This window comes from Nocardioides sp. SYSU D00065 (genome assembly GCF_017916425.1).
In the GTDB taxonomy this organism is placed as follows: Bacteria; Actinomycetota; Actinomycetes; order Propionibacteriales; family Nocardioidaceae; genus Nocardioides.
Genome location: NZ_JAFMSX010000002.1, coordinates 270,419 through 297,067 on the forward strand (window position 1 = coordinate 270,419; position 26,649 = coordinate 297,067).

The 26,649-nt window shown below is 72.4% G+C and carries 26 protein-coding genes and 3 tRNA genes; 23 read left to right on the plus strand and 6 right to left on the minus strand.

Going from position 1 to position 26,649, the window contains the following annotated elements; genetic code table 11:
• Nucleotides 1-17 precede the first annotated feature (17 nt).
• Nucleotides 18-1,238, minus strand: coding sequence for a fumarylacetoacetase (gene fahA, locus J3P41_RS09335; RefSeq protein ID WP_210650040.1), 1,221 nt, complete (start codon nt 1,236-1,238; stop codon nt 18-20).
• Complete coding sequence (locus J3P41_RS09340; RefSeq protein ID WP_210650041.1) at nt 1,235-2,077, minus strand: hypothetical protein; 843 nt, start codon at nt 2,075-2,077, stop codon at nt 1,235-1,237. Before J3P41_RS09340 ends, fahA begins: the two co-directional genes overlap by 4 nt.
• Nucleotides 2,078-2,142: 65 nt before the next feature.
• Between J3P41_RS09340 and J3P41_RS09345 the strand changes: the two genes are divergently transcribed.
• The 4 genes from J3P41_RS09345 to J3P41_RS09360 are packed head-to-tail and all read left to right on the plus strand — an operon-like array spanning nt 2,143 to nt 7,893.
• Complete coding sequence (locus J3P41_RS09345) at nt 2,143-3,363, plus strand: homogentisate 1,2-dioxygenase (RefSeq protein ID WP_210650042.1); 1,221 nt, start codon at nt 2,143-2,145, stop codon at nt 3,361-3,363.
• Nucleotides 3,364-3,408: 45 nt separating this feature from the next.
• Nucleotides 3,409-4,830 carry a glucose-6-phosphate dehydrogenase gene (gene zwf, locus J3P41_RS09350; protein WP_210650043.1) on the plus strand — a complete coding sequence of 474 codons (1,422 nt, stop codon included), beginning with the start codon at nt 3,409-3,411 and terminating at the stop codon, nt 4,828-4,830.
• Nucleotides 4,820-6,673 carry a glycoside hydrolase family 15 protein gene (locus tag J3P41_RS09355; RefSeq protein WP_210650044.1) on the plus strand — a complete coding sequence of 618 codons (1,854 nt, stop codon included), beginning with the start codon at nt 4,820-4,822 and terminating at the stop codon, nt 6,671-6,673. Before zwf ends, J3P41_RS09355 begins: the two co-directional genes overlap by 11 nt.
• Complete coding sequence (locus tag J3P41_RS09360) at nt 6,670-7,893, plus strand: multidrug effflux MFS transporter (protein ID WP_210650045.1); 1,224 nt, start codon at nt 6,670-6,672, stop codon at nt 7,891-7,893. Before J3P41_RS09355 ends, J3P41_RS09360 begins: the two co-directional genes overlap by 4 nt.
• Before the next feature lie 172 nt (nt 7,894-8,065).
• Here the strand turns inward: J3P41_RS09360 and J3P41_RS09365 are convergent, their stop codons facing one another.
• Both J3P41_RS09365 and J3P41_RS09370 read right to left on the minus strand, forming a co-directional pair.
• Complete coding sequence (locus J3P41_RS09365) at nt 8,066-9,991, minus strand: ABC transporter ATP-binding protein (protein ID WP_210650046.1); 1,926 nt, start codon at nt 9,989-9,991, stop codon at nt 8,066-8,068.
• The gene (locus J3P41_RS09370; protein ID WP_210650047.1) at nt 9,988-11,871 is read right to left on the minus strand and encodes an ABC transporter ATP-binding protein; all 1,884 of its coding nucleotides are present in this window, start codon (nt 11,869-11,871) and stop codon (nt 9,988-9,990) included. The genes J3P41_RS09365 and J3P41_RS09370 overlap by 4 nt, the downstream gene beginning before the upstream one ends.
• Before the next feature lie 149 nt (nt 11,872-12,020).
• Between J3P41_RS09370 and J3P41_RS09375 the strand changes: the two genes are divergently transcribed.
• The 9 genes from J3P41_RS09375 to J3P41_RS09415 all read left to right on the plus strand — a co-directional run bounded on the left by J3P41_RS09375 (nt 12,021) and on the right by J3P41_RS09415 (nt 17,403).
• Nucleotides 12,021-12,959 (plus strand): pirin family protein, encoded by a 939-nt coding sequence (locus J3P41_RS09375; protein WP_210650048.1) that lies wholly within the window; start codon nt 12,021-12,023, stop codon nt 12,957-12,959.
• Between the two features lie 5 nt (nt 12,960-12,964).
• A complete protein-coding gene (locus J3P41_RS09380; RefSeq protein WP_307861914.1) occupies nt 12,965-13,552 on the plus strand; it encodes a DNA-3-methyladenine glycosylase I in 588 nt (195 codons plus the stop codon).
• A 9-nt stretch (nt 13,553-13,561) separates the two neighbouring features.
• The gene (locus J3P41_RS09385) at nt 13,562-15,001 is read left to right on the plus strand and encodes an amidase (protein WP_210650049.1); all 1,440 of its coding nucleotides are present in this window, start codon (nt 13,562-13,564) and stop codon (nt 14,999-15,001) included.
• A gap of 58 nt (nt 15,002-15,059) precedes the next feature.
• Nucleotides 15,060-15,132: transfer RNA gene (locus J3P41_RS09390), tRNA-Thr, on the plus strand.
• Between the two features lie 37 nt (nt 15,133-15,169).
• A tRNA-Met gene (locus tag J3P41_RS09395) sits at nt 15,170-15,246 on the plus strand.
• A gap of 40 nt (nt 15,247-15,286) precedes the next feature.
• Nucleotides 15,287-15,457 carry a 50S ribosomal protein L33 gene (gene rpmG, locus J3P41_RS09400; protein WP_090969093.1) on the plus strand — a complete coding sequence of 57 codons (171 nt, stop codon included), beginning with the start codon at nt 15,287-15,289 and terminating at the stop codon, nt 15,455-15,457.
• A 68-nt stretch (nt 15,458-15,525) separates the two neighbouring features.
• On the plus strand, nt 15,526-15,939 hold the full coding sequence (locus J3P41_RS09405; protein ID WP_210650050.1) for a MaoC family dehydratase N-terminal domain-containing protein: 414 nt from the start codon (nt 15,526-15,528) through the stop codon (nt 15,937-15,939).
• Nucleotides 15,936-16,352 (plus strand): MaoC/PaaZ C-terminal domain-containing protein, encoded by a 417-nt coding sequence (locus J3P41_RS09410; protein ID WP_210650051.1) that lies wholly within the window; start codon nt 15,936-15,938, stop codon nt 16,350-16,352. The genes J3P41_RS09405 and J3P41_RS09410 overlap by 4 nt, the downstream gene beginning before the upstream one ends.
• Nucleotides 16,345-17,403: a UDP-N-acetylmuramate dehydrogenase gene (locus J3P41_RS09415; RefSeq protein ID WP_210650052.1), complete on the plus strand. Its 1,059-nt coding sequence runs from the start codon at nt 16,345-16,347 to the stop codon at nt 17,401-17,403. The genes J3P41_RS09410 and J3P41_RS09415 overlap by 8 nt, the downstream gene beginning before the upstream one ends.
• A gap of 10 nt (nt 17,404-17,413) precedes the next feature.
• Here the strand turns inward: J3P41_RS09415 and J3P41_RS09420 are convergent, their stop codons facing one another.
• A complete protein-coding gene (locus J3P41_RS09420; RefSeq protein WP_210650053.1) occupies nt 17,414-18,439 on the minus strand; it encodes an adenosine deaminase in 1,026 nt (341 codons plus the stop codon).
• Between the two features lie 174 nt (nt 18,440-18,613).
• Here J3P41_RS09420 and J3P41_RS09425 point away from each other — a divergent pair.
• From J3P41_RS09425 to J3P41_RS09450, 6 genes are all read left to right on the plus strand, one after another.
• Nucleotides 18,614-18,686 (plus strand) — tRNA-Trp (locus J3P41_RS09425).
• A gap of 42 nt (nt 18,687-18,728) precedes the next feature.
• A complete protein-coding gene (gene secE / locus J3P41_RS18670; RefSeq protein ID WP_307861915.1) occupies nt 18,729-18,983 on the plus strand; it encodes a preprotein translocase subunit SecE in 255 nt (84 codons plus the stop codon).
• Nucleotides 18,984-19,080: 97 nt separating this feature from the next.
• Nucleotides 19,081-19,893: a transcription termination/antitermination protein NusG gene (gene nusG / locus J3P41_RS09435; protein WP_307861916.1), complete on the plus strand. Its 813-nt coding sequence runs from the start codon at nt 19,081-19,083 to the stop codon at nt 19,891-19,893.
• A 100-nt stretch (nt 19,894-19,993) separates the two neighbouring features.
• A complete protein-coding gene (gene rplK / locus J3P41_RS09440) occupies nt 19,994-20,422 on the plus strand; it encodes a 50S ribosomal protein L11 (protein WP_210650054.1) in 429 nt (142 codons plus the stop codon).
• 101 nt (nt 20,423-20,523) lie between these two features.
• The gene (rplA, locus tag J3P41_RS09445; RefSeq protein WP_210650055.1) at nt 20,524-21,246 is read left to right on the plus strand and encodes a 50S ribosomal protein L1; all 723 of its coding nucleotides are present in this window, start codon (nt 20,524-20,526) and stop codon (nt 21,244-21,246) included.
• Nucleotides 21,247-21,418: 172 nt separating this feature from the next.
• Nucleotides 21,419-22,300 (plus strand): hypothetical protein, encoded by an 882-nt coding sequence (locus J3P41_RS09450; RefSeq protein WP_210650056.1) that lies wholly within the window; start codon nt 21,419-21,421, stop codon nt 22,298-22,300.
• 4 nt (nt 22,301-22,304) lie between these two features.
• Here the strand turns inward: J3P41_RS09450 and J3P41_RS09455 are convergent, their stop codons facing one another.
• Nucleotides 22,305-23,294 carry a DnaB-like helicase C-terminal domain-containing protein gene (locus tag J3P41_RS09455; protein WP_210650057.1) on the minus strand — a complete coding sequence of 330 codons (990 nt, stop codon included), beginning with the start codon at nt 23,292-23,294 and terminating at the stop codon, nt 22,305-22,307.
• A gap of 284 nt (nt 23,295-23,578) precedes the next feature.
• Here J3P41_RS09455 and rplJ point away from each other — a divergent pair, with 284 nt between their 5' ends.
• The 4 genes from rplJ (at nt 23,579) to J3P41_RS09475 (ending at nt 26,647) form a co-directional block, all read left to right on the plus strand.
• Nucleotides 23,579-24,235, plus strand: coding sequence for a 50S ribosomal protein L10 (rplJ, locus tag J3P41_RS09460; protein WP_210650058.1), 657 nt, complete (start codon nt 23,579-23,581; stop codon nt 24,233-24,235).
• An 81-nt stretch (nt 24,236-24,316) separates the two neighbouring features.
• The gene (gene rplL / locus J3P41_RS09465; RefSeq protein ID WP_210650059.1) at nt 24,317-24,712 is read left to right on the plus strand and encodes a 50S ribosomal protein L7/L12; all 396 of its coding nucleotides are present in this window, start codon (nt 24,317-24,319) and stop codon (nt 24,710-24,712) included.
• Between the two features lie 186 nt (nt 24,713-24,898).
• Entirely contained in the window at nt 24,899-25,855 is a 957-nt protein-coding gene (locus J3P41_RS09470; RefSeq protein WP_210650060.1) for an ABC transporter ATP-binding protein, read from the plus strand.
• Between the two features lie 12 nt (nt 25,856-25,867).
• Complete coding sequence (locus J3P41_RS09475; RefSeq protein ID WP_210650061.1) at nt 25,868-26,647, plus strand: ABC transporter permease; 780 nt, start codon at nt 25,868-25,870, stop codon at nt 26,645-26,647.
• Nucleotides 26,648-26,649 lie beyond the last annotated feature (2 nt).

Consider the following 26,649-nt stretch of genomic DNA (forward strand, 5'->3'; position numbering starts at 1 on the left):
CGAAGGGGGGCCGGCCGTCAGGGGGCCGGGAGGATGCGGCCGGTGACGTCGCCGAGCCTGATGCGGCCGCCACCGGTGCCCGGCGCGGTGTAGCGCAGCGTGACCTCGTCGCCGTCCTCGAGGAACGTGCGCTCGCGCCCGGCCGCGGTGAACGGCTCCTTGCCGCCCCAGCTGAGCTCGAGCAGCGAGCCGCGCTGGTGGCGCTCGGGTCCCGACACGGTGCCCGACCCCCACAGGTCGCCGGTGCGGAGGCCGGCCCCGTTGACCGTGGTGTGCGCGAGCATCTGGGCGGGCGACCAGTACATGGTGCGGTAGGGCGGGCGCGCGACGACCTCGCCGTCGAGGACCACCTCGACCTCGATGTCGAGGCCGGCCGGTCCGTCGACGCGCAGGTAGTCGAGCACCTCGGGATCGTCCTGGCCCGGCAGCTCGGTCCACGCCGCGTCGAGCGCTGCCAGAGGGGTGACCCAGGCGCTGATCGTGGTCGCGAACGACTTGCCCAGGAACGGCCCGAGCGGGACGTACTCCCACGCCTGGATGTCGCGAGCCGACCAGTCGTTGAGGCCCACCACGCCGAAGGTGTGCCGGGCGAGGTCGGCGGTGGCGACGCGCCGGCCCATGGGTGACCCGACGCCGACGACGAAGCCCAGCTCCGCCTCGATGTCGAGGCGCTGGGACGGGCCGTAGGTGGGCCGGTCGTCGGTGGGTGCCTTGCGCTGGCCGCAGGGTCGTACGACGTCGGTGCCCGAGACGACGACGGTGCCCGAGCGGCCGTGGTAGCCGACCGGCAGGTGCTTCCAGTTGGGCAGCAGCGGCTCCTGGTCGGGGCGGAAGATGCGCCCGACGTTGGAGGCGTGGTGCTCGGAGGCGTAGAAGTCGACGTAGTCGCCGACCTCGACCGGCAGGTGCAGCTCGACGTCGGCCACCGGGTGCAGGTGAGGTGCCGTGCGCTCGCGGTGCGCCTCGTCGCCGAGCACCTCGGTGATCCACCGGCGGGCGGTGCGCCAGTGCTCGGGACCCATCGCCATGAACGTGTTGAGGCTCGGCGCGCGCCACGCCTCGGCCAGCGCGGACGCCGGGTCGCCGAGCTCGGCGACCGGGGCGAGGTCGAGCACGTGGTCCCCGATCCGGACGCCGACGCGCGCCGGCTCGCCGGCGCGGGAGAAGACGCCGTAGGGGAGGTGGTCGAGGCCGAAGCCGGAGCCGGCCGAGCCGTCGACCCAGGACGCTGCTGTCATGACTGCTCCCGAGGGTGGAGGAGGCCGAGGGCGACCAGGTCGTCGCGCGGCTCGGTCACCGAGCACGACCCGAACGAGATGAACCACCGGCGGGACGAGGAGAGGTCCGCGGCTGCCAACGCGGCACCGTCGCGCTGCTCGAGGGCGTCGGTCGCGTCGGCGACGGAGGCGCCGTCCCACAGCGCCTGGGTGGCGGCCATCACGTTGAGGAAGCCGTGCGCGCCTCCGCCCTCGGGGTCGTGGCGAACCGCCCGGTGCAGGCCGGCCGTGGCCTTGAAGGGGGTCTCGCGGTCGAGGGCCGCGTCGATCCAGGTCGCGACCGTGGCGGCGTCGGGGACGAGGTCGTGGTCGACGTTGCCGAGGCGCAGCTTGAGCCGGTGGCCGCACGCGGCGACCTCGTCGGCGGCGGCCAGCCAGGTGGCGGTGGCCGGTCCCGGGACCTCGACGTACACGGGGGCGGTGACCTCGGCCGCCCGCACGGCGGCGTCGATGCGGCGGACGTTGCCCGCCGGGTCGCCGGCGTCACGCACCGCCACCTCGAGGCCGGCCAGGCGCAGACCTCGACGCGCGACGAGCGACGCCACGCCCTCGACGGCCCCGGCGCCGGTGGTCAGCACGACCGAGACCGGCACGTGCGCAGGCACGGAGCCGAGCTCGGTGTCGGGGACCACGAAGGAGCCCACCAGGTCGGCGTACCACTCCCGGCCGCGCTCGTCCCAGGCCCGCAGGGCATCGGGCAGGTCGGCGTCACCGGGCGGGAAGACGGCGGCGTCGTCGACGAGCGCACGCCACTGGATGGGCCACTCGGCAGGATCGGCAGGTGCAGGGAGGCGTACCACGGGGCTACTCTAGCCACCAGATAGCGGACGCGAGTGTCCGATGATCGGACGACGGGAGCGCACGGATGGCCCACTACCGAGCACTCGGCCGGCTGCCCCGGCAGCGCCACACGCAGCTGCGCGACGACGACGGCCACCTGTTCCGCGAGGAGCTGATGGGCGAGGAGGGGTTCTCCTCGGACTCCTCCCTGCTCTACCACCGCGGCGTGCCCAGCGCGATCACGGACAGCCGGGTCTGGGAGCTGCCCGACCAGTCGCGCACCCCCAACCATCCGCTCAAGCCCCGCCACCTCAAGCTGCACGACCTCGCGACCGGCACGTGCCCGGTCGAGGGCCGGCGCCTGGTGCTGGGCAACAACGACGTGCGCATCGGCTACGTCGTCACCGGCACCGACCCCTCGCCGCTGTACCGCAACGCGATCGGCGACGAGTGCGTCTTCGTCGAGGACGGCACCGGCACCGTCGAGACCGTCTTCGGCGCCATCGGCTACCGCCCAGGCGACTACGTCGTCGTCCCGCGCGCCACGGACCACCGTTGGGTGCCGGCCGAGCCGTCCCGGCTGTACGCGATCGAGGCCAACAGCCACATCCATCCGCCCAAGCGCTACCTCTCCCGCTTCGGGCAGTTCCTCGAGCACGCCCCCTACTGCGAGCGCGACCTGCACGGGCCCACCGAGACCCTCCAGGTGGAGGGGACCGACGTGGAGGTGCTGGTCAAGCACCGCACCAGCGCCGGCGTCGTCGGCACCCGGCTGACGTACGCGACCCACCCCTTCGACGTGGTGGGCTGGGACGGCTGCCTGTATCCCTACACGTTCAACATCGAGGACTACATGCCGATCACCGGCAAGGTGCACCAGCCGCCGCCGGTGCACCAGGTCTTCGAGGGCTGGAACTTCGTCATCTGCAACTTCCTGCCCCGCAAGGTCGACTACCACGAGCTCGCCATCCCGGTGCCCTACTACCACTCCAACGTCGACTCCGACGAGGTCATGTTCTACGTCGGCGGCGACTACGAGGCCCGCAAGGGCTCGGGGATCGGCATCGGCTCGATCAGTCTGCACCCGGGCGGGCACGCCCACGGCCCGCAGCCCAGCGCGATCGAGGCGAGCCTCGGCGTGCAGTACTTCGAGGAGTCGGCCGTCATGGTCGACACGTTCGCCCCGCTCGAGCTCGGCGAGGGTGGCCTGGCGGTGGAGGACCCGGCGTACGCCTGGACCTGGGCCGGGCGCGGTCCCCAGGCTCCCGGCGACGACGGCGGACCGGCGGTCTACAGCAACACCTGACGCCCACCGCGGTCGCCCCTTCGGGTGCTCGTTAGCGTGGCGGGCATGACCAGCGCCGCGCTGCCGCCCCACGTCTTCCTGCTCTTCGGAGCCCGCGGCGACCTCGCCGCGCGCAAGCTCTTCCCCGGGCTGTACCGCCTGGCCCGCGCGGGACGCCTGCCGGAGGAGTACGCCGTCATCGGCAGTGGGCGGCACTCGCCCGGCTCGGACGAGGACTTCCGCGACGAGGTGCTGGCCGGCCTGCGCGAGAGCGTGGACGACCTCGACGAGTCGATCGCCCGCGACCTGCTCGACCGCGTCGGCTTCCAGACCTCCGACGCCGACGACGGCGCCGACCTGGCCGCGCGGGTGCGCGAGGTCGAGGAGTCCCTCGGCGGCGGCGAGGTGCGGCGGCTGCTCTACCTCTCGGTGCCGCCGACCGCGATGTCCGGGATGGTTGCGATGCTCGGGCGCGAGGGTCTGGCCGAGCGGGCACGGCTGGTGATCGAGAAGCCGTTCGGGCTCGACCTGGCGTCCTTCGAGGACCTCGACCGCGACGTGCGCGAGGTGTTCGAGGAGGACCAGGTCTTCCGCATCGACCACTTCCTGGGCAAGGAGGCGGTGCAGAACCTGCTCGCGCTCCGGTTCGCCAACGCGCTCTTCGAGCCCGCCTGGGATCGCCGCACCATCGCCTCGGTGCAGGTCGACGTGCCGGAGACCCTCGCCATGGAGGGCCGCGGCTCGTTCTACGAGTCGACGGGCGCCCTGCGCGACATGGTGTCCACGCACCTGTTCCAGATCCTCGGCGCGGTGGCGCTGGAGGACCCGGGGGAGTGGTCCGCCGACGCCGTGCGCCGCGCCCGCGCCGACGTGTTCCACGCGGTTCGGCCGCTCGACCCCGCGCGCGTCGTGCTCGGCCAGTACGACGGCTACCGCGACGAGGACGACGTCGCCGAGGACTCCACCGTGGAGACGTTCGTCGCGCTGGAGGCGTGGGTCGACAACGACCGGTGGCGCGGCGTCCCCTTCCACCTGCGCACCGGGAAGGCGATGGCGCAGACCCGGCGCACCGTCACCCTGCGCCTGCGACCGCCGGAGTCGTCGGTCTTCGGTGCCGGCCTGGACCCCGACGAGATCGTCCTGGAGCTCACCGACGAGGCGACGGTCCAGGTCGACCTGCTGGGCAAGCGTCCGGGGCCGGAGATGGAGCTCGCCCCGGCGACCATGCGCCTCGACCTGGGCGAGGAGCTGCCGGGCGACGAGCCGCTCGAGGCCTACGAGCGGCTCCTCCTCGACGTCCTGCACGGCGACCACACCCTGTTCGCCCACGCCGAGGAGACGCGCCGGCTCTGGGAGGTCTGCCAGCCCGTCCTCGACGACCGTCCGACCCCGCAGGCCTACGCCCGGGAGTCCTGGGGACCGCAGGCGGCGCTCGACCTCCCCGAGGGCGGCTGGCGGCTGGGGCGGGACGCCACCGATGGCGACTGAGGCCCAGCACGACGCCGTGCCCACGATCGCCGACCACGGACTGGTGGGCGACCTGCGCACCGCGGCGCTGGTCGCGACCGACGGCACCATCGACTGGTTCTGCCCGGGCCGGTTCGACGCGCCGAGCGTGTTCGCCTCCATCCTCGACCCGGACGCCGGCTCGTGGCGGCTGGGCCCCGAGAGCGCGGAGGCGCGCAGCCAGCAGTACTACCACCCCGAGACCAACATCCTCGTCACCCGCTTCATGACCGAGCGGGGCGTGGTGGAGGTCCAGGACTTCATGCCCGTGATGCGCGCCCACGACCCCGACCACCGGCAGCGGCTCGTGCGCCGGGTGGTGGGGCTGCGCGGGCGGGTGGACCTCGCCATGGCGATGACGCCTCGGCCCGACTACGGCACCGTCGCGGCGGACCTCACGCTCGAGGAGGGCCTCGCGCGGTTCGCCGACGGCGACGTGCAGCTGGTCCTGTCGAGCACGGTGCCTCTCCACCTCGACGGCCCCACCGTCACCGCGCAGGTGAGCCTGGAGGCGGGCGAGACCGCCCTCTTCGTCCTCGAGGTATTGGCTCCGGACGAGCCGGCGCGCGGTTGCCGCGAGGCCGACGTCGACGAGCTCTTCGACGCGACGGCCGCGTTCTGGCGCGGCTGGCTGTCGCAGAGCACCTACACGGGCCGTTGGCGCGAGTGGGTCGACCGTTCGGCGCTCACGCTCAAGCTGCTGTGCCACGAGCCGACCGGCGGGATCGTCGCCGCGCCGACCACCAGCCTGCCCGAGCGGATCGGCGGCTCGCGCAACTGGGACTACCGCTACGTCTGGGTGCGGGACGCCGCCTTCAGCGTCTACGCCCTGCTCCGCCTCGGCTTCACCGACGAGGCGTCCGCCTTCGTGCGCTTCCTCTCCGAGCGGCTGGGGGAGGCAGCGGACGACGGCGAGGCGCTCGAGCGCCTGGGCCCGCTGCGGGTGCTCTACGACCTCGACGGAGCGATCCCGCACGAGCGCGAGCTCGACCACCTGGCGGGCCACCGCGGCTCGCGGCCGGTGCGGGTGGGCAACGCCGCCGTGGACCAGCTGCAGCTCGACGTCTACGGGGAGCTCATCGACTCCGTCTACCTCTTCGACAAGCACGGTCGCGGCATCAGCCACGACGCCTGGAGCGACCTGCGCCGCATCGTGTCGTGGCTCATGGACAACTGGCAGCGACCCGACGCCGGCATGTGGGAGATGCGTGCCGAGCCGCGCACCCACACCACCTCCCTCGTCATGTGCTGGGTCGCCGTCGAGCGGATGATGCGCATCGCGCGACGCCGCGGGCTCCCCGGCGACCTCACCGAGCTCGCGGCGACCCGCGACGCGATCTACGACCGCGTCATGACCGAGTGCTGGAACGACGACCTCGGCGCCTTCACCGCCTTCGCCGGAGGTGACGTGCTGGACGCCGGCGCGCTGCTGATGCCGATGGTCAAGATGGTCGCCCCCGACGACCCGCGGTTCCTGTCCACACTGGCCCACGTCGAGGAGCGGCTGGTCACCGACAGCCTGGTCCTGCGCTACGACCCGTCGGCCTACGAGGACGGCATCGGGGCCGGGGACGACAGCGCGCCCGACGGCGAGGGCACCTTCTCGCTCTGCTCGTTCTGGTACGTCGAGGCACTCACCCGCGCGGGCCGCTACGACGACGCGCGACTGGCCCTGGAGAAGATGTTCACCTACGCCAACCACCTGGGCCACTACGCCGAGCAGGTCGGCCTCAACGGCGAGCAGCTGGGCAACTTCCCACAGGGGTTCACCCACCTGAGCCTGATCAGCGCCGTGATCAACCTCGACCGCAGCCTCGACGCGTGAGCGCCCCGTCGTCTGCTCGGTCGACGGCGCGCGCCGTCGCCCTGATCCCGGTCGTGCTGGCGACGCTGTCCATGATCGGTCCGTTCAGCATCGACACGCCGTTCCCCGCCTTCGCCGAGATGGGCGAGGCCTACGACGTGACCTCGGCCGAGCTGCAGCTGGTGGTGACGGCGTACATGCTGTCGTTCGCCGCCATGAGCCTGTTCCACGGACCGCTGTCCGACGCCGTCGGGCGGCGCCCGGTGATCCTCGGCTCACTGCTGGCGTACGCCGTCGCGTCGGTGGCGTGCGCGTTCGCCCCGACGCTGGAGTGGCTGCTCGTGGGCCGCGTGGTGCAGGGACTCGCCGCCGGCGGCTCCACCATCGTGAGCCGCACGGTCATCCGCGACCTGTTCGAGGGCGCCGAGGCGCAGCGGATGATGAGCCAGGTCGCGGTCATCTTCGGGGTGGCGCCGGCCCTCGCGCCGATCGTGGGCGGTCTGCTCATCCAGGCGGGTCCGTGGCAGACGGTCTTCTGGTTCATGGCCGGCCTGGCCCTGCTCCTCGTGGCGGCCACCCTCGCGCTGCTCCCCGAGAGTCACCCGCCCGAGCGCCGGGTGCCGCTGCGGGTGGGCGAGGTGGTCCGGGGCCTCACGACCGTCCTGGCCGTGCCGGCGTTCCACCGGATGGCGTGGGCCGGCACGCTCGTCTTCGGTGCCCAGTTCCTCTACATCGGCGGCGCCTCGATCTTCGTCGTCGACCTGCTGGGCGAGGGCGAGCTCGACTTCTGGAAGCTCTTCGTCCCGATGATCGGGTCCATGGTCGTCGGCTCGATGGTGAGCGGGCGCGTCGGTCGGCTGGTGACCAGCACGCGCCTGGTCTCGGTCGGCTACGCCGCCAGCGCTGCGGGCGCGGTCCTCGGCGTCGTCGTGGCGCTCACGCCCGCGGGCGAGGTGCTCCCCTGGGCGGTCGCCGGCGTGGCCCTCATCGCCTTCGGCAACGGCCTGGCCTACCCCAACATCCAGCTGCTCATGCTCGACCTGGTGCCCACCCGCCGCGGCGCGGTGGTGTCGGCCGGAGCCTTCCTCACCCTGGTGTTCAACGCGGTCAGCGCCGCCGTCCTCGCGCCGTACGCCGGGCGCTCCGTGCTCGGCTTCGCGCTCACCGCGGCCGCCTGCGTCGCGCTCGGCTGGCTGTGCTGGCGCTGGCACCGCGCGTCAACCCCGGCGCCGGCGGGCTGAGCGCGGCGGGGCCGGGCGGGGCCGGCCTCCGGACGTTGCGATCCCCGGCTAGCCGGGGAAATCACCGGGATCGTGGAGGATCCGAGTCACCAGGTGACGCGGATCCTCCACGATGTCCGCCGGATCCGAACGGGGCGCTCGGCCGTACGGGCCGGCCACACCAGGCCGCCGGTCAGGACGACCAGGCGCGCCAGAGCGCGGCGTACTCCCCGTCGAGGTCGACCAGCTCGTCGTGGCTGCCGAGCTCGGCGATGCGCCCGTCGATGACCACCGCGATGCGGTCGGCGTCGTGCGCCGTGTGCAGCCGGTGCGCGATCGCCACGACCGTACGGCCCTCCAGCAGGTTGTTCATCGAGCCCTCGAGCGTGCGAGCGGTACGGGGGTCGATGAGGGAGGTGGCCTCGTCGAGCACCAGCGTGTGCGGGTCGGCGATGATCAGCCGCGCCAGCGCGACCTGCTGGGCCTGCGCCGGGGTCAGCGCGTAGCGCCCCGACCCGATCATCGTGTCCAGCCCGTCGGGCAGCCGCTCGACCCAGGCGAGGGACCCGACGGCCCGCAGCGCCTCGCGTACGGCGTCGTCGGTGGAGTCCTCGCGGGCGAGCACGATGTTGTCGCGCACGGTGCCGATGAAGACGTGGTGCTCCTGGGTGACCAGCGCGACCTCGGTGCGCAGCACCTCCAGGGGCAGGTCGACCAGGTCGACGCCGCCGACGCGGGCCGTCCCGGTGCGCGGGCGGTTGATGCCCGCCAGCAGCCGGCCCAGGGTCGACTTGCCCGAGCCGCTCGGGCCGACCACGGCCAGCCGCTCGCCCGTACGCAGCCGCAGGTCGACGCCGTGCAGCACGTCGTGGCCCTCGCGGTAGGCGAAGCGGAGGTCCTCGCCGACCAGCTCGCTGCCCTCGGGGAGCCGGTCGCCCGGCTCGCGGTCGGGCGGCACCTCGGCGATGCCGAGCAGCCGGCTCGTCGAGGCCGCGCCGACCTGCAGCCGGTCGACCTCGCCGATCACCGCGTCGAGCGGCTCGGCCAGCGCGACGACGTAGAGCATCGCGGCGGTGATCTGGCCCAGGTCGACCCAGCCCCGGCTGTAGCCGTAGGCGCCCACCAGCAACGTGACGACCTGCGGCACCTGGAAGGCGCCGTTGAGGGCGGCGAAGAGCACGTTGCGCAGCGTCATCCCGTAGCGCTCGGCCTGCGCCGACACCTCGATGTCGTCGGCGCCCGCGCGCACCCGGGCGTGCGAGAGGCCGAGCGCCTCGACGGTGCGCGCGCCCTCGACGGTCTCGGTCAGGGTGGTGTTGATCCGCGAGTACGTCGCGCCCTCGGTGATGTACGCCTTGGGCGCGCGACGCAGGTAGGTGCGCACGGCCGGTGTGCAGAGTGCGAACACCACCAGCGCCGGCACCGCGAGCACGAGCGAGTTGAGCAGCATCGCCACGACCGAGAGCACGACGGTGAGCAGCGAGATCAGCAGCCGCGGCACGCCCCACTGCACCGAGCGGGCCATGGTGCCGACGTCGCGGGTGACCCGGGTGACGAGGTCGCCGGTGCTGGCGCCCTCGACCCGGCCCACCGGCAGGCGCAGGATCGTGCCCACGACGTACTCGCGCGCCGAGGCCAGCAGGTCCTGGCCGAAGTGCGTCGAGGTCCGCTGGGCGCCGAAGGTGAACAGCGCCTGCAGCACCACGACGCCCACGACGGTGAGGGCCAGCGCGTCGAGTCCCTGGACGGCGGTGCCCTGCGACTCGACGCGGTTGACGAGCTCGCCGAGCAGGCGCGGCACCACGAGCGCGGAGCCGGCGGCGAGCGCGTTGAGGGCGACGAGGACGACGAAGGAGCGCCGGCGACGGCGCACGAGGTCGGCGAAGAACGCGAGGACCGCGCGGTTGCCCGACACCGGCCAGCCCCGCACCGGGTTGCGCGAGGCGTCGTAGACGTCCTCGGCACGCTGGCGGCGCAACTCGTGGCGCTGCCAGAGGGCGCGGTTGCGCTCACGGAGGCCGGCGCCCACCGGCGGGCGCAGCTCCGGGGGGATCGCGGGCGGGTCGTCGGCTCGGTCGCGCCAGGTGTCGGCGGAGGTCGCGAGGAGGTCGGTGCTCATCGGACGATCTCCTCCTCGTCGAGCGCACGGGCGACCACGCGCCGGTACTCCTCGCTCGCGGCCAGCAGGTCGGCGTGGTCTCCCTCGGCCACGACGGTGCCGTCGTGGAGGAGCGCCACGCGGTCGGCGTGGTGCAGCCAGAGCGGGGAGACCGTCGTGACCACGGTGGTGCGACCGCGCCGGGTCTGCGCGACCCGCGCCGCGACGCGGGCCTCGGTGTGGGCGTCCACCGCCGACGTGGGCTCGACCAGCACCAGCACGGGCGGGTCCGCCGCGATCGCCCGGGCCAGCACGACGCGTTGCCGCTGCCCGCCGGAGAGCCCACGGCCGCGCTCCTCGAGCTGGCCCTGCCAGCCCTCGGGCAGCGCGTCGTACACGTCCTCGGCGCTGGCGACCCGCAGGGCGTGCTCGGCCTGCTCGCGGGTCAGCCGGCCGTGCGGGTCGACGGCGTCCTGCAACGTGCCCGCGAACAGCTGGCTGCTGGTGTCGCTGACCAGCACCTGGCGCCGTACCTCGGCCAGGCCGGCGCGGGCCAGGTCGACGCCGCCCAGGGTGACGCCCCAGTCGCGGCGCGCCTTCTCCTCGTCCAGCGCGGCGATGCGGGCGCGCTCGCGGGCCCGCTCCGCGCGGGCCCGGCGGGCCGCGCGGCCCTTGGCGCCGTCGTCGTCGACCGCGGGGACGGGGTCGGTGTCGGCGGGCAGGTAGCGGCCCAGGCGGTCGGCCAGTGCGGAGCTCTGCTCCGGCACCGCGCTCACGACCACGGTGAGGACGCCCGGCTGCACGGTGAGCCCGCTGGCCTCGTCGTGCAGGGCCGCGGAGCCGTCGAGCGCAACGGGCTCGGCGGGGTCGCGCCACGGCGGCCGCTGCTCGAAGATCGCGATGGCCTTGCGCGCGCTCACCAGCGAGCGGACGCCCTTCTGCGCGAACTCGAAGAAGGTGCGGATCGGTCCGACCATGAACAGGCCGTAGCCGAGGAAGGTGATGAGCTCGCCGACGCTGAGCGTCCCGGCCTCCACCTGCCGCGTCCCGAGCCACACGAGCGTCACCAGGAAGATGCCCGACAGCAGCACGCCGACGGCCTCGACCACCGCCTGCCAGATGCCGGCGGCCACGCCCGCCTGCTTGGCCGACTGCGACTGGCGGTCGTAGTTCGCGCCGAAGGTCTGCTCGCCGCCGATCCCGCGCAGGATGCGCAGTCCGGCGACGATGTCGGTGGCCAGTGAGGTGAGGTCGGAGGTGCGCGAGCGCTCGAGCTGCTGGCGACGGTGCAGCGGACGCAGCAGCGGCAGGGCAGCGCCCACCAGCACCGGCGCCGCGACCAGCGTGAGCAGTCCGAGCTGCCACGACATCGTCAGCACGATGAAGGCCACGGTCAGGTAGGACACGAGCTGACCGGCGGTGCGCGACGCGATCTCGGTCAGCGCGCCGAACTCGTCGGAGTCGCTGGAGGCCACGCTCAGCACCTCGCCGGTCGGCGAGCGGCGGGGGAGCACGTGGCCCATCTGCGCCACCTTGCGGGTGACCATCTCGAGCGTGCCGTAGAGGGCGATGAGCCAGCTGCGCACCACCAGCGTGTGCGAGACGATGCCGAACACGGCGCCGATCGCCACGACGCCGAGCAGCAGTGCCGCCCAGCCCACCAGGGCGGCCGTGTCGTCGCCCACGATGCCGTCGTCGACGGCCCGGCCGAAGATCCACGGGCCGAGCGTCATCGGCAGGAACCACAGCGAGTAGCACAGCGTCGAGAGCGCGACCAGCGCCTTCTGCTGGCCGATGACCCACCGCAGGAACGCCACCGGCGACCGGGTGTCGGGAACGGGCGTGGGGGCGTCGTCTGGATCGGGGAAGAACGTCGCGATCCGGGGTGGGAAGTCCTGCATGTCGTGGTCGACACTAAGGGGCCGCACGCCGTCGGCACGACGCGATTACCCCCACAGGCCTCGAACCCACGCCGGCACGCCTGCGACTTAAGTCGGGCGTGGTGTGACTCCGGCCCGCGCGTTCACCCCTGCGGGTACCGTGGCCGACGATGACGCAGATCGACGTGCTCACCCCGCGCGAGGTGCCGCTGGGAGGTCCCCGGGCCATGCGCGTACGACGGACGCTCCCGCAGCGCCACCGGTCCCTGATCGGCGCGTGGTGCTTCGTGGACCACTACGGCCCCGACAGGGTCGGCGACACCGGCGGCATGGTGCTGCCCGCACACCCGCACACGGGCCTGCAGACCGCGAGCTGGCTCTTCGGCGGCGCGCTCGAGCACCGCGACTCGGTAGGCAGCCTCGCCACCGTGCGTCCCGGCGAGCTCAACCTGATGACCGCGGGGCGCGGGATCAGCCACACCGAGGTCTCCACGCCCGACACCGACGTGCTGCACGGCGCTCAGCTGTGGATCGCGCTGCCCGACGCGACCCGCCACTGCGAGCCGGGGTTCGAGCACTTCGCGCCCCGGCCGGTGCGCGGACCCGGTTGGGAGGCACGGGTGTTCCTGGGCTCGCTGCTGGGCGCCAGCTCCCCGGTGACCACCCACACGCCGCTGCTCGGGGCCGAGCTCATGCTGGCCACCGGCAGGAGTCTCGAGATCGAGGTCGACGAGTCCTTCGAGCACGGCGTCCTGCTCGACGTCGGCCTGGTCGCCGTCGAGGGCGAGGAGATCAAGCCCAGCGACCTCGCCTTCGTCCCCGCCGGGCGGACCACGCTCACGATCACCGCCCACGAGGAGGCGCGCCTGCTGCTGCTCGGCGGACCGCCCTTCGGCGAGGCCATCGTCATGTGGTGGAACTTCATCGGCCGCACCCACGACGAGATCGTGGGCTACCGCGACGAGTGGCAGCAGCAGATCACCGCCGACGGCGCGGTCGTGGACACCGGCACGGCGGTGGCCGACGGGCGCTTCGGCGTGGTGGACCTCGACCTCGCGCCCATCCCCGCCCCCGAGCTGCCCCACGTCCGGCTCAAGCTCAGGCGCTGACCGGCGTGGGTGCTGAGGGCGCGGTGCTCGGCGACGACGGCCTGGCCCGGTGCCCCTGGGGCGCCGGCGACCCGGTCATGCAGGCCTACCACGACACCGAGTGGGGACTGCGCGTCCACGGCGAGGCCGCCCACCTCGAGCGCCTCACCCTCGAGGCGTTCCAGTCCGGGCTCTCCTGGCGGACCATCCTCGACAAGCGGGAGCGCTTCCGCGCCGCCTTCGCCGGCTTCGATGCCGACGTGGTCGCCGCCTACGGTCCCGCCGAGGTCGAGCGGCTGATGGGCGACGCCGGCATCGTGCGCAACCGCCGCAAGGTGGACGCTGCGATCGCCAACGCCCGCGCGACCGTGGCGCTGCGCGACAGCGGCGGGCTGGAGGCGTTCATCTGGTCGTTCCGGCCCGCGCCGGCGCCCGCGCCCCGCACGAGCGCCGACGTGCCGACCGCGTCGCCGGAGTCCCTCGCTCTGTCGAAGGCGCTCAAGAAGGCGGGCTTCGCCCACGTCGGGCCCACGACGATGTACGCCCTCATGGAGGCCGTCGGCCTCGTCGACGACCACCTGGAGGGCTGCCACCGCCGCGGCTGCGCGGACTAGCCTCGCGCCATGACGCGCGTGCACGCCTTCGCCGACGACGCCCTGGGTGACCTCGACGCCACCGCGCTGGTGGCCGCGCTGCGGGCCGGCCAGGTCTCGATCCCCGAGGTGGTCGAGGCGGCGATCGCTCGCACCGAGCGGGTCGACCCGACGCTCGGTGCGGTGGCGTACGCCGCCTACGACCGCGCCCGCGAGCAGGCTCGCCACCCGCGCGGCGGCTGGTTCGCCGGGGTGCCGACCTTCGTCAAGGACAACGTCGACGTGGCCGGGATGCCGACCCAGCACGGCGCCGACGCGTTCACGGCCGAGCCGGCGCCGGCCGACGGCGACTTCGCCCGCATGTACCTCGCGACCGGGCTCATCGCCCTGGGCAAGACCCAGCTCTCCGAGTTCGGCTTCTCCGGGGCGGCCGACCACGTGCGGCTGGGGCCGGTGCGCTCGCCGTGGAACCCCGAGCACTACGCCGGCGCCTCGTCGGCGGGCTCGGCCGCGCTCGTCGGCGCGGGTGCGGTTCCCATCGCCCACGCCAACGACGGCGGTGGCTCGATCCGGATCCCGGCGGCTGTCAACGGCCTGGTCGGGCTCAAGCCCACACGCGGCCGGCTGGCCCAGGACCGGAGGCTGCGCGACATGCCGGTGCGCATCGTCTCCGACGGCGTGCTGACCCGCAGCGTGCGCGACACCGCGGCCTTCTACCGCGAGGCCGAGAAGGTCTGGCGCAACCCCCTGCTCGTACCGGTCGGCGACGTCACCCGTCCCAGCCGGGCACGGCTGCGCATCGCGGTCGTGACCCGCGGCATCGGGCGCGACAGCAGCCCCGAGGTACGCGAGCTGACGCTGCGGACCGCGGCGCTGCTGGAGTCGCTCGGCCACCACGTCGAGGAGATCGACAACCCCGTCCCGGCCGGCTTCCCCGACCACTTCGTGCGGTTCTGGTCGATGCTCGCGCTCGTCATCGCCCGCCGCGGACGCCGCGACTTCGGACCGACGTTCGACCCCGCGCGGCTCGACAACCTCACCCTCGGGCTGGCCCGGCACGCGGCACGCAACCTGCACAAGCAGCCGCTCTCGATCGCGGTGCTCCGCGCCTCGCAGCGGCTCGCCGCGCGCCACCGGGCGTCGTACGACGTCACCCTGACGCCGACGCTGGCCACCGAGACCCCCCGGGTCGGGCACCTGCGCCCCGACCAGGACTACGAGGAGATCATGAGCCGGCTGATGGACTGGGTGGCCTTCACCCCGCTGCAGAACGCCACCGGCGAACCCGCCATCTCCCTGCCCCTCGCCACCACCGCGAGCGGACTCCCGCACGGCATGATGCTCGGCGCCGGCGTGGGGCGCGAGGCACGCCTGCTGGGCCTGGCCTACGAGCTCGAGGAAGCCGTCGGCTGGCCCCGGATCCAGGAGGCCGGACAGGCGGCCGGACAGGCGGCCGGACAGGCGGTCTGAGGGTCGGTCCGAGCCGATTTCTCATCGTGGCGGGGCGTGTGTACAGTTCTCCGTCGTTGCCCCTTTAGCTCAGTCGGCAGAGCGTCTCCATGGTAAGGAGAAGGTCTACGGTTCGATTCCGTAAAGGGGCTCTGGGTCGGACCTCCTCCGGGGGCGTCCTTCCTCCGCGGCGGGGTAGCTCAGGTGGTTAGAGCACACGGCTCATAATCGTGGTGTCGCGGGTTCGAGTCCCGCCCCCGCTACCACCCGCTCACACCGCACCACCCTGCAACCCAAGGATCTCCCATGGCCAGCAAGTCTTCTGACGTTCGCCCCAAGATCACGCTCGCGTGCACCGAGTGCAAGGAGCGCAACTACATCACCAAGAAGAACCGTCGCAACGATCCCGACCGGATCGAGCTGAAGAAGTTCTGCCCGCGCTGCCGCAACCACACCGCGCACCGCGAGACCCGCTGACGCCTGCTCGTCACCACCGACCCGTCCGAGACACTCGGGCGGGTCGCTGTGTGTTCTAGGTTGGAGCCATGCCCGTCGACCCCTCCCTCGTGGGACGCGAGTTCCCCGCCCCGGCGTCCCTGACCGTGACCGCCGAGCGGGTCAGCGCGTTCGCCGCCGCCGTCGGCCACCCGCAGAGCCCCGGCGAGCCGCTGCCGCCGACGTTCCCCATCGTGCTGGCCTTCGGGGCCATGCAGGCCTTCCTCGACGCCGAGCGGATCGACCTGCACCGCATCGTCCACGGCGAGCAGCGCTTCGCCTACGTCCGTCCGCCCGAGGTCGGCGACGAGCTCACCGCGACGCTGACCGTCACCGGGCTGCGCCAGATCGGCGGTGCCGACATCATCGCCACGACCAGCGAGATCACCGACGAGACCGGGGCCGTGGTCTGCACGGGCAAGGCGACCCTCGTCCACTCGGCCGCACCGGGAGGTGCCGCATGACCGCGATCCTCGCCGCCGGCGACACGCTGGAGCCGCGCACGTTCACGATCACCCGCGCCGACCTCGTCGCCTACGCCGACGCGAGCGGTGACCACAACCCGATCCACCAGGACGAGGAGGTCGCGCTCGCAGTCGGCCTGCCCGGCGTCATCGCGCACGGCATGTACACCCTCGCCCTGGTCGGGCGCGCCGTCGCGGAGTGGACCGGCGGCGCCGAGGTCGTCGACCTCGGCGCGAAGTTCACCAGCCCGGTCGTCGTGCCCGCCGACGGCGGCGCGGAGGTCGTGGTCGGCGGCACCGTGAAGTCAGTCGCCGACGGCCTGGTCACCCTCGCGCTCGAGGTCACCAGCGGGGGCACCAAGGTGCTCGGCATGCCGCGCGCGGTCGTGCGGCAGGCCGGTGGCCGTGCCTGACCTGCGCCAGCACACCACGCTGCGCCTGGGCGGCCCGGCCCGCGAGTGGGTGCGAGCCACCACCGAGGCGGACCTCGTCGCGGCGGTCGCCGAGGCCGACGCAACCGGCACGCCGGTGCTCGTGCTGGGCGGCGGGTCCAACCTCGTCGTCGGCGACGACGGCTTCGACGGCCGGGTCGTGCAGGTCGCGACGACCGGCGTCCGGGCCGACACGGACGCGTGCGACGTGGACACCCCCGCCCAGTGCGGGGGAGTGGTGCTCACCGTCGCGGCCGGCGAGGACTGGGACGGCCTGGTCGCCCACGCCGTCGCCCGCGGCTGGGCGGGCCTCGAGGCCCTGTCGGGCATCCCCGGCTCCGTCGGCGCCACCCCGATCCAGAACGTCGGCGCCTACGGCCAGGACGTGTCGCAGACGATCGCCCGGGTGCGCACCTGGGACCGGGTCGACCGGACCCAGCGCACCTTCGCCGCCGCCGACTGCGGCTTCGGCTACCGACACTCGCGCTTCAAGGCCGAGCCGGGTCGCTACGTCGTCCTCGAGGTGGCCTTCCAGCTCCGTCAGGGCGACCTGGGCGAGCCGGTGACGTACCCCGAGCTCGCCCGTCACCTCGGGGTGGAGCTCGGGGAGCGCGCCCGGCTCACCGCCGTGCGCGACGCCGTGCTGGCGCTGCGGGCCGGCAAGGGGATGGTGCTCGACGCGGAGGACCACGACACCTGGAGCGCGGGATCGTTCTTCACCAACCCCGTCCTGACCCCCGAGCAGGCCGCCGGCCTGCCCGCCGAGGCCCCACGCTGGGAGCAGCCCGACGGCACGGTCAAGACGAGCGCCGCGTGGCTCATCGAGCACGCCGGGTTCCACCGGGGCCACACCAGCGCCGCCGCGGGGCAGCGGGTCGGGCTGTCCACCAAGCACACCCTCGCGCTGACCAACCGCGGCGACGCCACCAGCGCGGAGCTGCTCACGCTCGCCCGCGAGGTGCGTGACGGGGTGCGCGAGGCGTTCGGCGTCACGCTCGTCAACGAGCCGGTGACGGTGGGCTGCTCGCTCTGAGGCAGCCCCGTCAGCCCAGCCAGGCAGCGATGTCGCGCCGGGCCGCCGCCACGACGTCGGAGGGCGCCCGCGAGGCCGCGAAGGACATCTCGGCCAGCCGGGCCAGGGTCGCGTCGTCGAGCTCGTGCGCCGCGCGCATCGTGGCGTACTGGCCGGCGAGCCGGGACCCGAACAGGAGCGGGTCGTCGGCCCCCAGGGCCACCGTGGCGCCGGCGGCGAGCAGCTGCGGCAGGGGCACCGAGGTGAGGTCGGAGTAGACGCCGAGCGAGACGTTGGAGACCGGGCACACCTCCAGCGCGACACCGGCAGCGACGATCCGGTCCAGCAGCGCGGGGTCCTCGACGCTGCGGACGCCGTGACCCAGCCGCTGGGCCCCGAGCTGGTCGAGGCACGCACGCACGTGGTCGGCCCCGCGCAGCTCGCCGCCGTGCGGCACCAGCAGCAGGTCGGCGCGCGCCGCGATCCGGAACGCGCCGGCGAAGTCCTCGGTCCGACCGCGCCGCTCGTCGTTGGACAGCCCGAACCCGACCACGCCGCGGCCGGCGTACTGCGCCGCCAGCCGAGCCAGCGTCCGCGCGTCGAGCGGGTGCCGGGTGCGGTTGGCCGCGATCACCACCGCCATGCCGAGACCGGTGCGCTCCGAGGCGTCGCGCACGCAGTCGAGCACCAGGTCGGTGAACGCCGTGACGCCGCCGAAGCGCGCCGCGTAGCCGCTGGGGTCCACCTGGATCTCCAGCCACCGGCCGCCGTCGCGCACGTCGTCCTCGGCGGCCTCGCGCACCAGGCGGCGTACGTCGTCGGGCGTGCGCAGGACCGAGCGGGCCACGTCGTAGAGCCGCTGGAACCGGAACCAGCCCTTCTCGTCGGCGGCGCTGAGCCGCGGCGGCCAGTCCTCGACCAGCGAGTCGGGCAACGCGATCCCGTCGCGCTCGGCGAGCTCGAGGAGGGTGCCGTGACGCATGGAGCCGGTGAAGTGCAGGTGCAGGTGCGCCTTCGGCAGCGCGGAGACGTCGCGCACCCGGTCGGCCCCTGACATGCGAGGCATCGTAGGGGGACGCTCCGGGGGCGCGTCGGCCGGTCGGGCGGTCCGGTCGGGCGGTCCGGTCGGCCGCGCCGGTTCGACGGGGGCTGGACCGGCCCCGTATGCTTCTCGACTGGTGGTTCGCACCCCATGCTTCGGCATGCCCCGCATAGGGCGCGCGGCCATCGGAGGGCACTAGCTCAACTGGCAGAGCATCGGTCTCCAAAACCGAAGGTTGGGGGTTCAAGTCCCTCGTGCCCTGCGAGGAATCACTGCACACAGCAACAGCGAGAAGGTGGGAAACGTGGCCGACGGCAACGCGGTTCAGGACCGGCGCGCCTCGCGCGGCGACGACCGTGGGCGCACCAGCCCCGTCACGTTCCTGCGCCAGGTGGTGGCCGAGCTCCGCAAGGTGGTCTGGCCCACCCAGCAGCAGCTGATCACCTACTTCCTCGTGGTGCTGGTCTTCGTCCTCGCCGTGATGCTGCTGGTCTCGGTCCTCGACCTGGCCTTCGGGAAGCTCGTCTTCGAGATCTTCACCGGCAGCAACACCCAGTGACGACGGGGCAGTGAGCTCCACCGCACCGACATCCGCCGGCTCAGCCCGGCCCCCGGTCCGCAGCGACCGGCACCAGCAACGACGTACGGAGTGAGACGTGTCTGACAACTATGACGACGACCGGGTCGAGGACCAGGTCGAGTCCGCCGACGAGGTCACCTCGCAGGACCCCGTCGTGGACTCCGTCGAGGGCGCTGAGGACTCGGTCGAGGACGACGCGGAGGACGACGCCGAGGGCGCGGCCGACGCGGACGGCACGGCCGAGGACGCCGACGCCGACGCCGAGGCGAGCGATCCGCTCGAGGCGTTCCGCCGCGAGCTGTGGGCCAAGCCCGGCGACTGGTTCGTCGTGCACACCTACTCGGGCATGGAGAAGCGGGTCAAGCACAACCTCGAGAACCGCATCATCTCCCTCAACATGGAGGACTACATCCACGAGATCGTGGTCCCCACCGAGGAGGTCGCGGAGATCAAGAACGGCCAGCGCAAGATGGTCACCCGCACCGTCCTGCCCGGCTACGTGCTGGTCCGCATGGACCTCACCGACGAGTCCTGGTCGGCCGTGCGGCACACGCCGTCGGTCACCGGGTTCGTGGGGCACAGCCACCAGCCGGTCCCGCTGAGCATGAGCGAGGTCGAGGACATGCTCGCGCCGGCCGTCGTGGCCGTCGCCGAGGCCGAGGCCGCCGCCGCCGGCGACAAGGGCTCCGCCACCACCCCGCGCAAGCCGGTCGAGGTGGCCGACTTCAGCGTCTCGGACTCGGTCATGGTGGTCGACGGCCCGTTCGCCACGCTGCACGCGACGATCACCGAGATCAACGCCGAGTCGCAGCGCGTCAAGGCTCTCGTCGAGATCTTCGGGCGCGAGACCCCGGTCGAGCTGTCGTTCTCCCAGATCCAGCGGGTCTGACGATTTCACCCGGTCCGCCCGGCGGACCGACAATGGACGAGCAACAACCCGTGGCAGGGGGCGTCCGCCCTCGTCAGGACCACAAGAGAGAGAGAAGGCAATGCCTCCCAAGAAGAAGATCGCCGCACTGGTCAAGGTGCAGCTGCAGGCCGGTTCGGCCACCCCGGCTCCGCCGGTCGGTACGGCGCTCGGCCCGCACGGCGTCAACATCATGGACTTCTGCAAGGCCTACAACGCCCAGACCGAGTCCATGCGCGGCAACGTGATCCCCGTCGAGATCACCATCTACGAGGACCGCTCGTTCGACTTCATCACCAAGACGCCGCCGGCCGCCGAGCTCATCAAGAAGGCTGCCGGGCTGTCCAAGGGCTCGGGCGTCCCGCACAAGGAGAAGGTCGGCAAGCTGACCAAGGACCAGGTGCGCGAGATCGCGGCGACCAAGCTGCCCGACCTCAACGCCAACGACATCGACGCGGCCATGAAGATCGTCGAGGGCACTGCGCGCTCGATGGGCATCACGACCGACTGACAGCGCCCCGTCAGGGGCATGTGGGAGAGCCGCGCTGGCTCGCCGACCACTCCACTCTCGGAGCGCGCTCGCCGCGCCCCGGCCAACGAAAGAGAAGACTCATGCAGCGCAGCAAGACCTACCGCGCGGCGGCCGAGACGTTCGACAAGGACGAGCTCTACGCCCCGCTGGCAGCCATCTCGATCGCCAAGGGCGGCTCGAAGAAGAAGTTCGACGAGACCGTCGACGTCGTGATGCGACTCGGCGTCGACCCGCGCAAGGCGGACCAGATGGTCCGCGGCACCGTCAACCTCCCGCACGGCACCGGCAAGACCGCCCGCGTCCTGGTCTTCGCCAACGGCGACAAGGCCGAGGCCGCCCGTGAGGCCGGTGCGGAGTTCGTCGGCGGCGACGAGCTGATCGAGAAGGTCGCCGGCGGCTGGCTCGACTTCGACGCCGTCGTCGCGACGCCCGACATGATGGGCAAGGTCGGCCGCCTCGGTCGTGTCCTGGGCCCCCGCTCGCTCATGCCCAACCCGAAGACCGGCACGGTGACCCCCGACGTCGCCAAGGCCGTCTCCGACATCAAGGGCGGCAAGATCGAGTTCCGCGTCGACCGGCACGCCAACCTGCACTTCATCATCGGCAAGGCGTCCTTCTCCGAGGTCCAGCTCGCCGAGAACTACGCGGCCGCCCTCGACGAGGTGCTCCGCCTCAAGCCGGCCAGCTCCAAGGGCCGCTACATCAAGAAGGTCACCGTCTCCACGACGATGGGCCCCGGCATCCAGGTCGACCCCAACCGCATCAAGAACGTGGCTTCGGAGGACGAGGCCGTCCAGGCCTGATCCGCGGCAGTCGTGCTCGGCCCGGTCGCCCTGTTGGGGCGGCCGGGCCGAACTGCTGTCCGCACCGAACTGCTGTCCGGGCCGCCGTTTCGATGTGGAACCATCGGGTAGGAACGAGGCGGGCGCATCGCGTCCCACCTCGTCCGTTCCCGTCCTCGTCCCAGGAGATCCCATGCGCCGCACGTCCCTCACCCGCCGCCTCGGCACCGCCACCTTGGTGCTGACCCTCGGGGTCGGGCTCGCCGCCTGCAGCGGAGAGGACGGGTCCGGGGACTCGTCGAGCTCCGCCACCGACGAGAGCACCAGCGAGTCGAGCGAGGGTGCCGCCGACGAGTCGTCGGAGGAGCCCGCTGAGGAGCCGTCGGAGGAGCCCGCGGAGGCCTCGCTGGCGGAGCTGACGAGCGAGGACTTCTACCCGTCGGTGATGGCCGCGATGCGCGAGGCGGAGACGTTCGCCTTCGAGACCGCCACCGGCGCGGCCGGCCAGGCCCAGACGATGACCGGCCAGGCCAGGTTCGGCGACGACGGCGTCGAGATGAAGGCCTCGAGCACCGGCGCTCAGGCGATGGAGCTGATCCTCCTCGGCAAGACGATGTACCTGAAGTCGCCCGACCTCGGCACCGGTGACAAGTGGCTCGAGGTCGACCTGAGCGACCCCAACTCGCTGTTCGGGATGATCGGCAAGGCCACCGACCCCGAGGTGATGTTCCAGGCCATGGAGGCTCCCAAGAAGCTGGAGCTCGTGGGCACCGAGGAGGTCGACGGCGTGGAGACCAACCACTACCGGATCACCCTCGACCCCACTCAGTACCTCGAGGCGATGGAGTTCCCGCCGGCGATGGCGGACATGCTCCCCGAGGAGCTGGTGACCGAGATGTGGGTCGACGCCGACGACCTGCCGCGCAAGTTCTCCCAGACGATCGAGATCCCGGCCGTCGGCGGCGGGCAGCCCACCACCACGACCAGCGAGGGCACCTACTCCGACTTCGGCACCGAGGTCGACATCCAGGCGCCCCCGGCCAGCGAGGTCACCCAGGACGCCCCCGGCGCCTGAGGGGTCACTCCCGGAAGACCCGCTCGTCGATGAGCTGCTCCTTGACCGGGGCTCCCTCGGGCTCGTAGCGGCCCTGGTCGAAGCGCGTACGGAACTGCAGGGCCACGCCGTCGCGGCCGAAGCGGTTCTTCTCGACCGTGAGGACCGCGTAGTCGCGGAACCGCTCGGCATTGGTGAGGTCGTAGGTCAGGTGGTGGCGCGCGACGATGTCGAACTTGTTGTTGAGCACCAGCACCACGTCGGCCTCGTAGGCCAGCGCGCTGGACCCCCGCAGGTCGTTGGCACGCATCCGCTTCCCCGAGCGCAGCGCCTCCTTGTCGGCCGCGGCGACGGCCAGCACCGGCGCGCCGAGGTCGATGGCGAGGTCCTTGAGGCCCTCGACGACCTCGGTGGAGCGCGCCTCGTCGTCGTCGTGGTGCGACTTGACCTTCTGCAGGTAGTCCACAACCACGAGCGGCGCGCTGCCGGCCATCTCGCGCACCGCCTCGACGGCCGCATGGATGGCGGCGAGGTCGGTGCGGGTGCCGGTGGAGCGGTGCACGAAGAGCTGCTCGGAGTAGTGCGCGACCCGGGCCAGCGCCTCGGTGCCCGCCGGCACGGACTCGAGGCGGCGCTCGAGCGAGCTGACCCACAGGTCGTCGAAGATCGCGCGCACGTGGGTGATGCGCACCTGGTCGGAGTCGTCGAGCTCCCCGGCCTCCATGGCGAGCAGCTTCTGCGTGAGGTCCTCGGCGTCGTGCTCGTAGGAGAAGTACACGACGGGCCGCCCGGTGGCGGCGTTGTTGCGCGCCACCTGAAGGGCGAACGTCGACTTGCCGAGACCCTGCGGGCCGGCGAGCAGGACGAGCGAGCCGGCGCGCATGCCGCCGCCGATCAGCGGGTCGAGCCCCTCGAAACCCGTCTTCCACACCCTTCCGGCGGCGTTGCGCCCGGTGAGCATGCGTTCGTCGCTGCGAGCCAGCGAGGCCCCGACCGTCGTGAGCTGGTGATCCACGCCGCCCATCGAACCAGTCCGACGAGCTCCGCGTGGGGGTAATGCCGCGAACGGCCCGCGGCGCCGATTTGGCCCGTCCGGCCGGCCGGCGTAGTCTCCTTCTTCGAAACCAAAGACCGCAGGTTGTCACGGGCTCCTCGCCCGTGGCCGAAGGTTCGCAGGAGCGGACGGCCGGCGCAGGTGACAGAGCAGCGGCCTCGCGCCGCACCCACGCCCTGAGCCTGCGCTCGGGGCGTTCGTCGTCTGTGGGCCGGACGCCGGTGGTCAACCCCGGAAGGAGACCCATGGCGCGGCCAGAGAAGACTGCCGCCGTCGCAGAGATCGTTGAGTCCTTCAACGACTCCGCCGGCGCTGTGCTGACCGAGTACCGCGGGCTCACCGTGAAGCAGCTGCAGGACCTGCGGCGCTCCCTCGGCGAGAACGCCAACTACGCCGTGGTCAAGAACACGCTGGCCAAGATCGCCGCCACCGAGGTGGGCATCGACGGCTTCGACGACCTGCTGACCGGCCCCACCGCCATCGCCTTCATCAATGGAGACGTGGTCGAGGCCGCCAAGGGTCTGCGTGACTTTGCCAAGGCGAACCCCGCCCTTGTGATCAAGGGTGGCGTCCTCGACGGCAAGCCGCTCGACGCGTCCGAGGTGGCCAAGCTGGCCGACCTCGAGTCGCGCGAGGTGCTGCTGGGCAAGCTGGCGGGCGCGATGCTCGCCTCGCTCTCCCAGGCCGTCTACCTGCTCAACGCCCCGATCGCCCAGGCCGCCCGTCTCGCGGGTGCCCTGGAGGCCAAGGCGCAGCAGGACCCCTCGATCCTCGCAGGTGGTGCCGGTACGCCGGCTGCTCCCGCTGCCGAGGACGCCCCGGTCGAGGAGGCCCCCGCGGCCGCCGAGCCCGAGGCGACCGACGAGGCTGCCGAGCCGGCCGCCGAGTCCACCGACGCCTGAGCCCAGGCCGACGTACACCACCTGAAACCCGGCACGACCCGCACCACCGCGGTCGCGCCACACACGGAAGGAACCGCCACCATGGCGAAGCTCAGCACCGACGAGCTCCTTGACGCGTTCAAGGAGATGACCCTGATCGAGCTCTCCGAGTTCGTGAAGCAGTTCGAGGACACCTTCGGCGTCACCGCCGCCGCCCCCGTCGCCGTGGCCGCCGCCCCGGCCGCCGGTGGTGCCGCTGGTGGCGACGCCGCCGCCGCCGAGGAGAAGGACGACTTCGAGGTCGTCCTCGAGGCCGCCGGCGACAAGAAGATCAACGTCATCAAGGAGGTGCGCGCCCTGACCTCCCTCGGTCTGAAGGAGGCCAAGGACCTCGTCGAGGCCGCCCCCAAGACGATCCTCGAGAACGCCAACAAGGAGACCGCGGACAAGGCGAAGGAGGCCCTCGAGGCCGCCGGCGCCACCGTCACCGTCAAGTGACCCGCTGACGGCCGGGCCCTCGCGGCCCGGTCGTCGACCGCCCAGGGCGGTCACCCTCGTTCGGGGGTGACCGCCCTGTGCTCGTTCGGGCATCCGTGTGACGACCGTCGCATCCCGGCGTAACCTGCCGCGCAGTCCCGCGTTGGACTACTCAGGAGTAGCGACGGGGAGGAAGGGGCCGCGCGCGTGGGTGTGGAGATCAAGGTCGAGGACCTCACCAAGTCGTTCGGCAAGCAGCTGATCTGGGGCGACGTGACCCTCACCGTCCCTGCGGGCGAGATCTGCGTGATGCTCGGTCCGTCCGGCACGGGCAAGTCGGTGTTCCTCAAGACCCTCATCGGCCTGCTCAAGCCCGACAAGGGCTCGATCGTCATCGAGGGCACCGACATCGCGAGCTGCTCCGAGCGCGAGCTCTACGAGATCCGCAAGCTGTTCGGCGTGCTGTTCCAGGACGGCGCGATGTTCGGCTCGATGAACCTCTACGACAACGTCGCGTTCCCGCTGCGTGAGCACACCCGCAAGACCGAGTCCGAGATCCGCGAGATCGTCATGGAGAAGATGGACCTCGTCGGGCTCCTCGGGGCCGAGGACAAGCTGCCCGGCGAGATCTCCGGCGGCATGCGCAAGCGGGCCGGCCTGGCCCGTGCGCTGGTGCTGGATCCCGAGATCGTGCTCTTCGACGAGCCCGACTCCGGGCTCGACCCCGTGCGCACGGCGTTCCTCAACCAGCTCATCGTCGACCTCAACGCCCAGATCGACGCGACGTTCCTGATCGTCACCCACGACATCAACACCGCGCGGACGGTGCCGGACAACATCGGCCTGCTCTACCACCGGCACCTGGCCATGTTCGGCCCGCGCGAGCAGCTCCTGAGCTCCGAGGAGCCCGTGGTGCGGCAGTTCCTCAACGCCCAGCGGGTCGGCCCCATCGGCATGTCGGAGGAGAAGGACGCCGACGAGCTCGCCGCCGAGGCGGGCCAGGAGCTGCCGCCGCTGCCGCCGATCCCGCTGCAGCTCGATCCCTCCAACGGCATCCCGCGGCGCAGCCAGCGCCCGGCGGGACAGTGGTGCCGGGAGAACGGCGTCACGCCGCCGCCCGGATCGTTCGAGTCCAGCAACGCCGGCCTCGCCCCGGGAGCCTGAGGCGCCGTGGCCATGTCGACGTCCTCGCGCGCCCTCGCGCCCATCGGGGTCGCGGGCAACCTGTTCGCCTTCGCCCTCGACGTGGGGCGCGGATTGTTCCGGCGGCCCTTCCAGCTGCGCGAGTTCATCCAGCAGGCCTGGTTCATCGCCTCGGTGACCATCGTCCCCACGGCCCTGGTCGCCATCCCGTTCGGTGCCGTCATCGCGCTGCAGGTCGGCGGGCTGATCAAGCAGTTCGGTGCGCAGTCCTTCACCGGCTCGGCCTCGGTGCTGGCCGTGGTCCAGCAGGCCGCGCCGATCGGCACCGCCCTGCTGATCGCCGGCGCCGGCGGCTCCGCCATCGCCGCCGACCTCGGCGCGCGGAAGATCCGCGAGGAGCTGGACGCGATGATGGTGCTGGGCATCGACCCCATCCAGCGCCTCGTCGTCCCGCGGGTGCTCGCCTGCATGCTCGTGGCGTTCTTCCTCAACGGCATGGTCAGCGTCGTGGGCGTGGCCGGTGGCTACGTCTTCAACGTCATCCTGCAGGACGGCACTCCGGGCGCCTACCTCGCCAGCTTCACCGCCCTCGCCCAGCTCCCCGACCTGTGGATCGGCCTGATCAAGGCGCTCGTCTTCGGCCTGATCGCCGCGATCGTCGCGTCCTACAAGGGCATGAACGCCAAGGGCGGCCCCAAGGGCGTCGGCGACGCGGTCAACGAGTCCGTGGTCATCACGTTCCTGCTGCTCTTCGTGGCCAACTTCGTCCTGAGCATGATCTACCTGCAGGTCGTGCCCCCCAGGGGCGGATGACG

Excerpts from the sequence above, each read along its gene's own strand:
- zwf (WP_210650043.1), top strand. The coding sequence starts at position 3,409 with ATGACCAGCGCCGCGCTGCCGCCCCACGTCTTCCTGCTCTTCGGAGCC.
- J3P41_RS09385 (WP_210650049.1), top strand. The coding sequence starts at position 13,562 with ATGACGCGCGTGCACGCCTTCGCCGACGACGCCCTGGGTGACCTCGAC.
- rplL (WP_210650059.1), top strand. The coding sequence starts at position 24,317 with ATGGCGAAGCTCAGCACCGACGAGCTCCTTGACGCGTTCAAGGAGATG.
- rplK (WP_210650054.1), top strand. The coding sequence starts at position 19,994 with ATGCCTCCCAAGAAGAAGATCGCCGCACTGGTCAAGGTGCAGCTGCAG.
- rplA (WP_210650055.1), top strand. The coding sequence starts at position 20,524 with ATGCAGCGCAGCAAGACCTACCGCGCGGCGGCCGAGACGTTCGACAAG.
- J3P41_RS09405 (WP_210650050.1), top strand. The coding sequence starts at position 15,526 with ATGCCCGTCGACCCCTCCCTCGTGGGACGCGAGTTCCCCGCCCCGGCG.
- rplJ (WP_210650058.1), top strand. The coding sequence starts at position 23,579 with ATGGCGCGGCCAGAGAAGACTGCCGCCGTCGCAGAGATCGTTGAGTCC.
- J3P41_RS09345 (WP_210650042.1), top strand. The coding sequence starts at position 2,143 with ATGGCCCACTACCGAGCACTCGGCCGGCTGCCCCGGCAGCGCCACACG.
- rpmG (WP_090969093.1), top strand. The coding sequence starts at position 15,287 with ATGGCCAGCAAGTCTTCTGACGTTCGCCCCAAGATCACGCTCGCGTGC.
- fahA (WP_210650040.1), bottom strand. The coding sequence starts at position 1,238 with ATGACAGCAGCGTCCTGGGTCGACGGCTCGGCCGGCTCCGGCTTCGGC.
- J3P41_RS09370 (WP_210650047.1), bottom strand. The coding sequence starts at position 11,871 with ATGCAGGACTTCCCACCCCGGATCGCGACGTTCTTCCCCGATCCAGAC.
- J3P41_RS09365 (WP_210650046.1), bottom strand. The coding sequence starts at position 9,991 with ATGAGCACCGACCTCCTCGCGACCTCCGCCGACACCTGGCGCGACCGA.
- J3P41_RS09410 (WP_210650051.1), top strand. The coding sequence starts at position 15,936 with ATGACCGCGATCCTCGCCGCCGGCGACACGCTGGAGCCGCGCACGTTC.
- J3P41_RS09420 (WP_210650053.1), bottom strand. The coding sequence starts at position 18,439 with ATGTCAGGGGCCGACCGGGTGCGCGACGTCTCCGCGCTGCCGAAGGCG.
- J3P41_RS09475 (WP_210650061.1), top strand. The coding sequence starts at position 25,868 with ATGTCGACGTCCTCGCGCGCCCTCGCGCCCATCGGGGTCGCGGGCAAC.
- J3P41_RS09450 (WP_210650056.1), top strand. The coding sequence starts at position 21,419 with ATGCGCCGCACGTCCCTCACCCGCCGCCTCGGCACCGCCACCTTGGTG.
- J3P41_RS09375 (WP_210650048.1), top strand. The coding sequence starts at position 12,021 with ATGACGCAGATCGACGTGCTCACCCCGCGCGAGGTGCCGCTGGGAGGT.
- J3P41_RS09355 (WP_210650044.1), top strand. The coding sequence starts at position 4,820 with ATGGCGACTGAGGCCCAGCACGACGCCGTGCCCACGATCGCCGACCAC.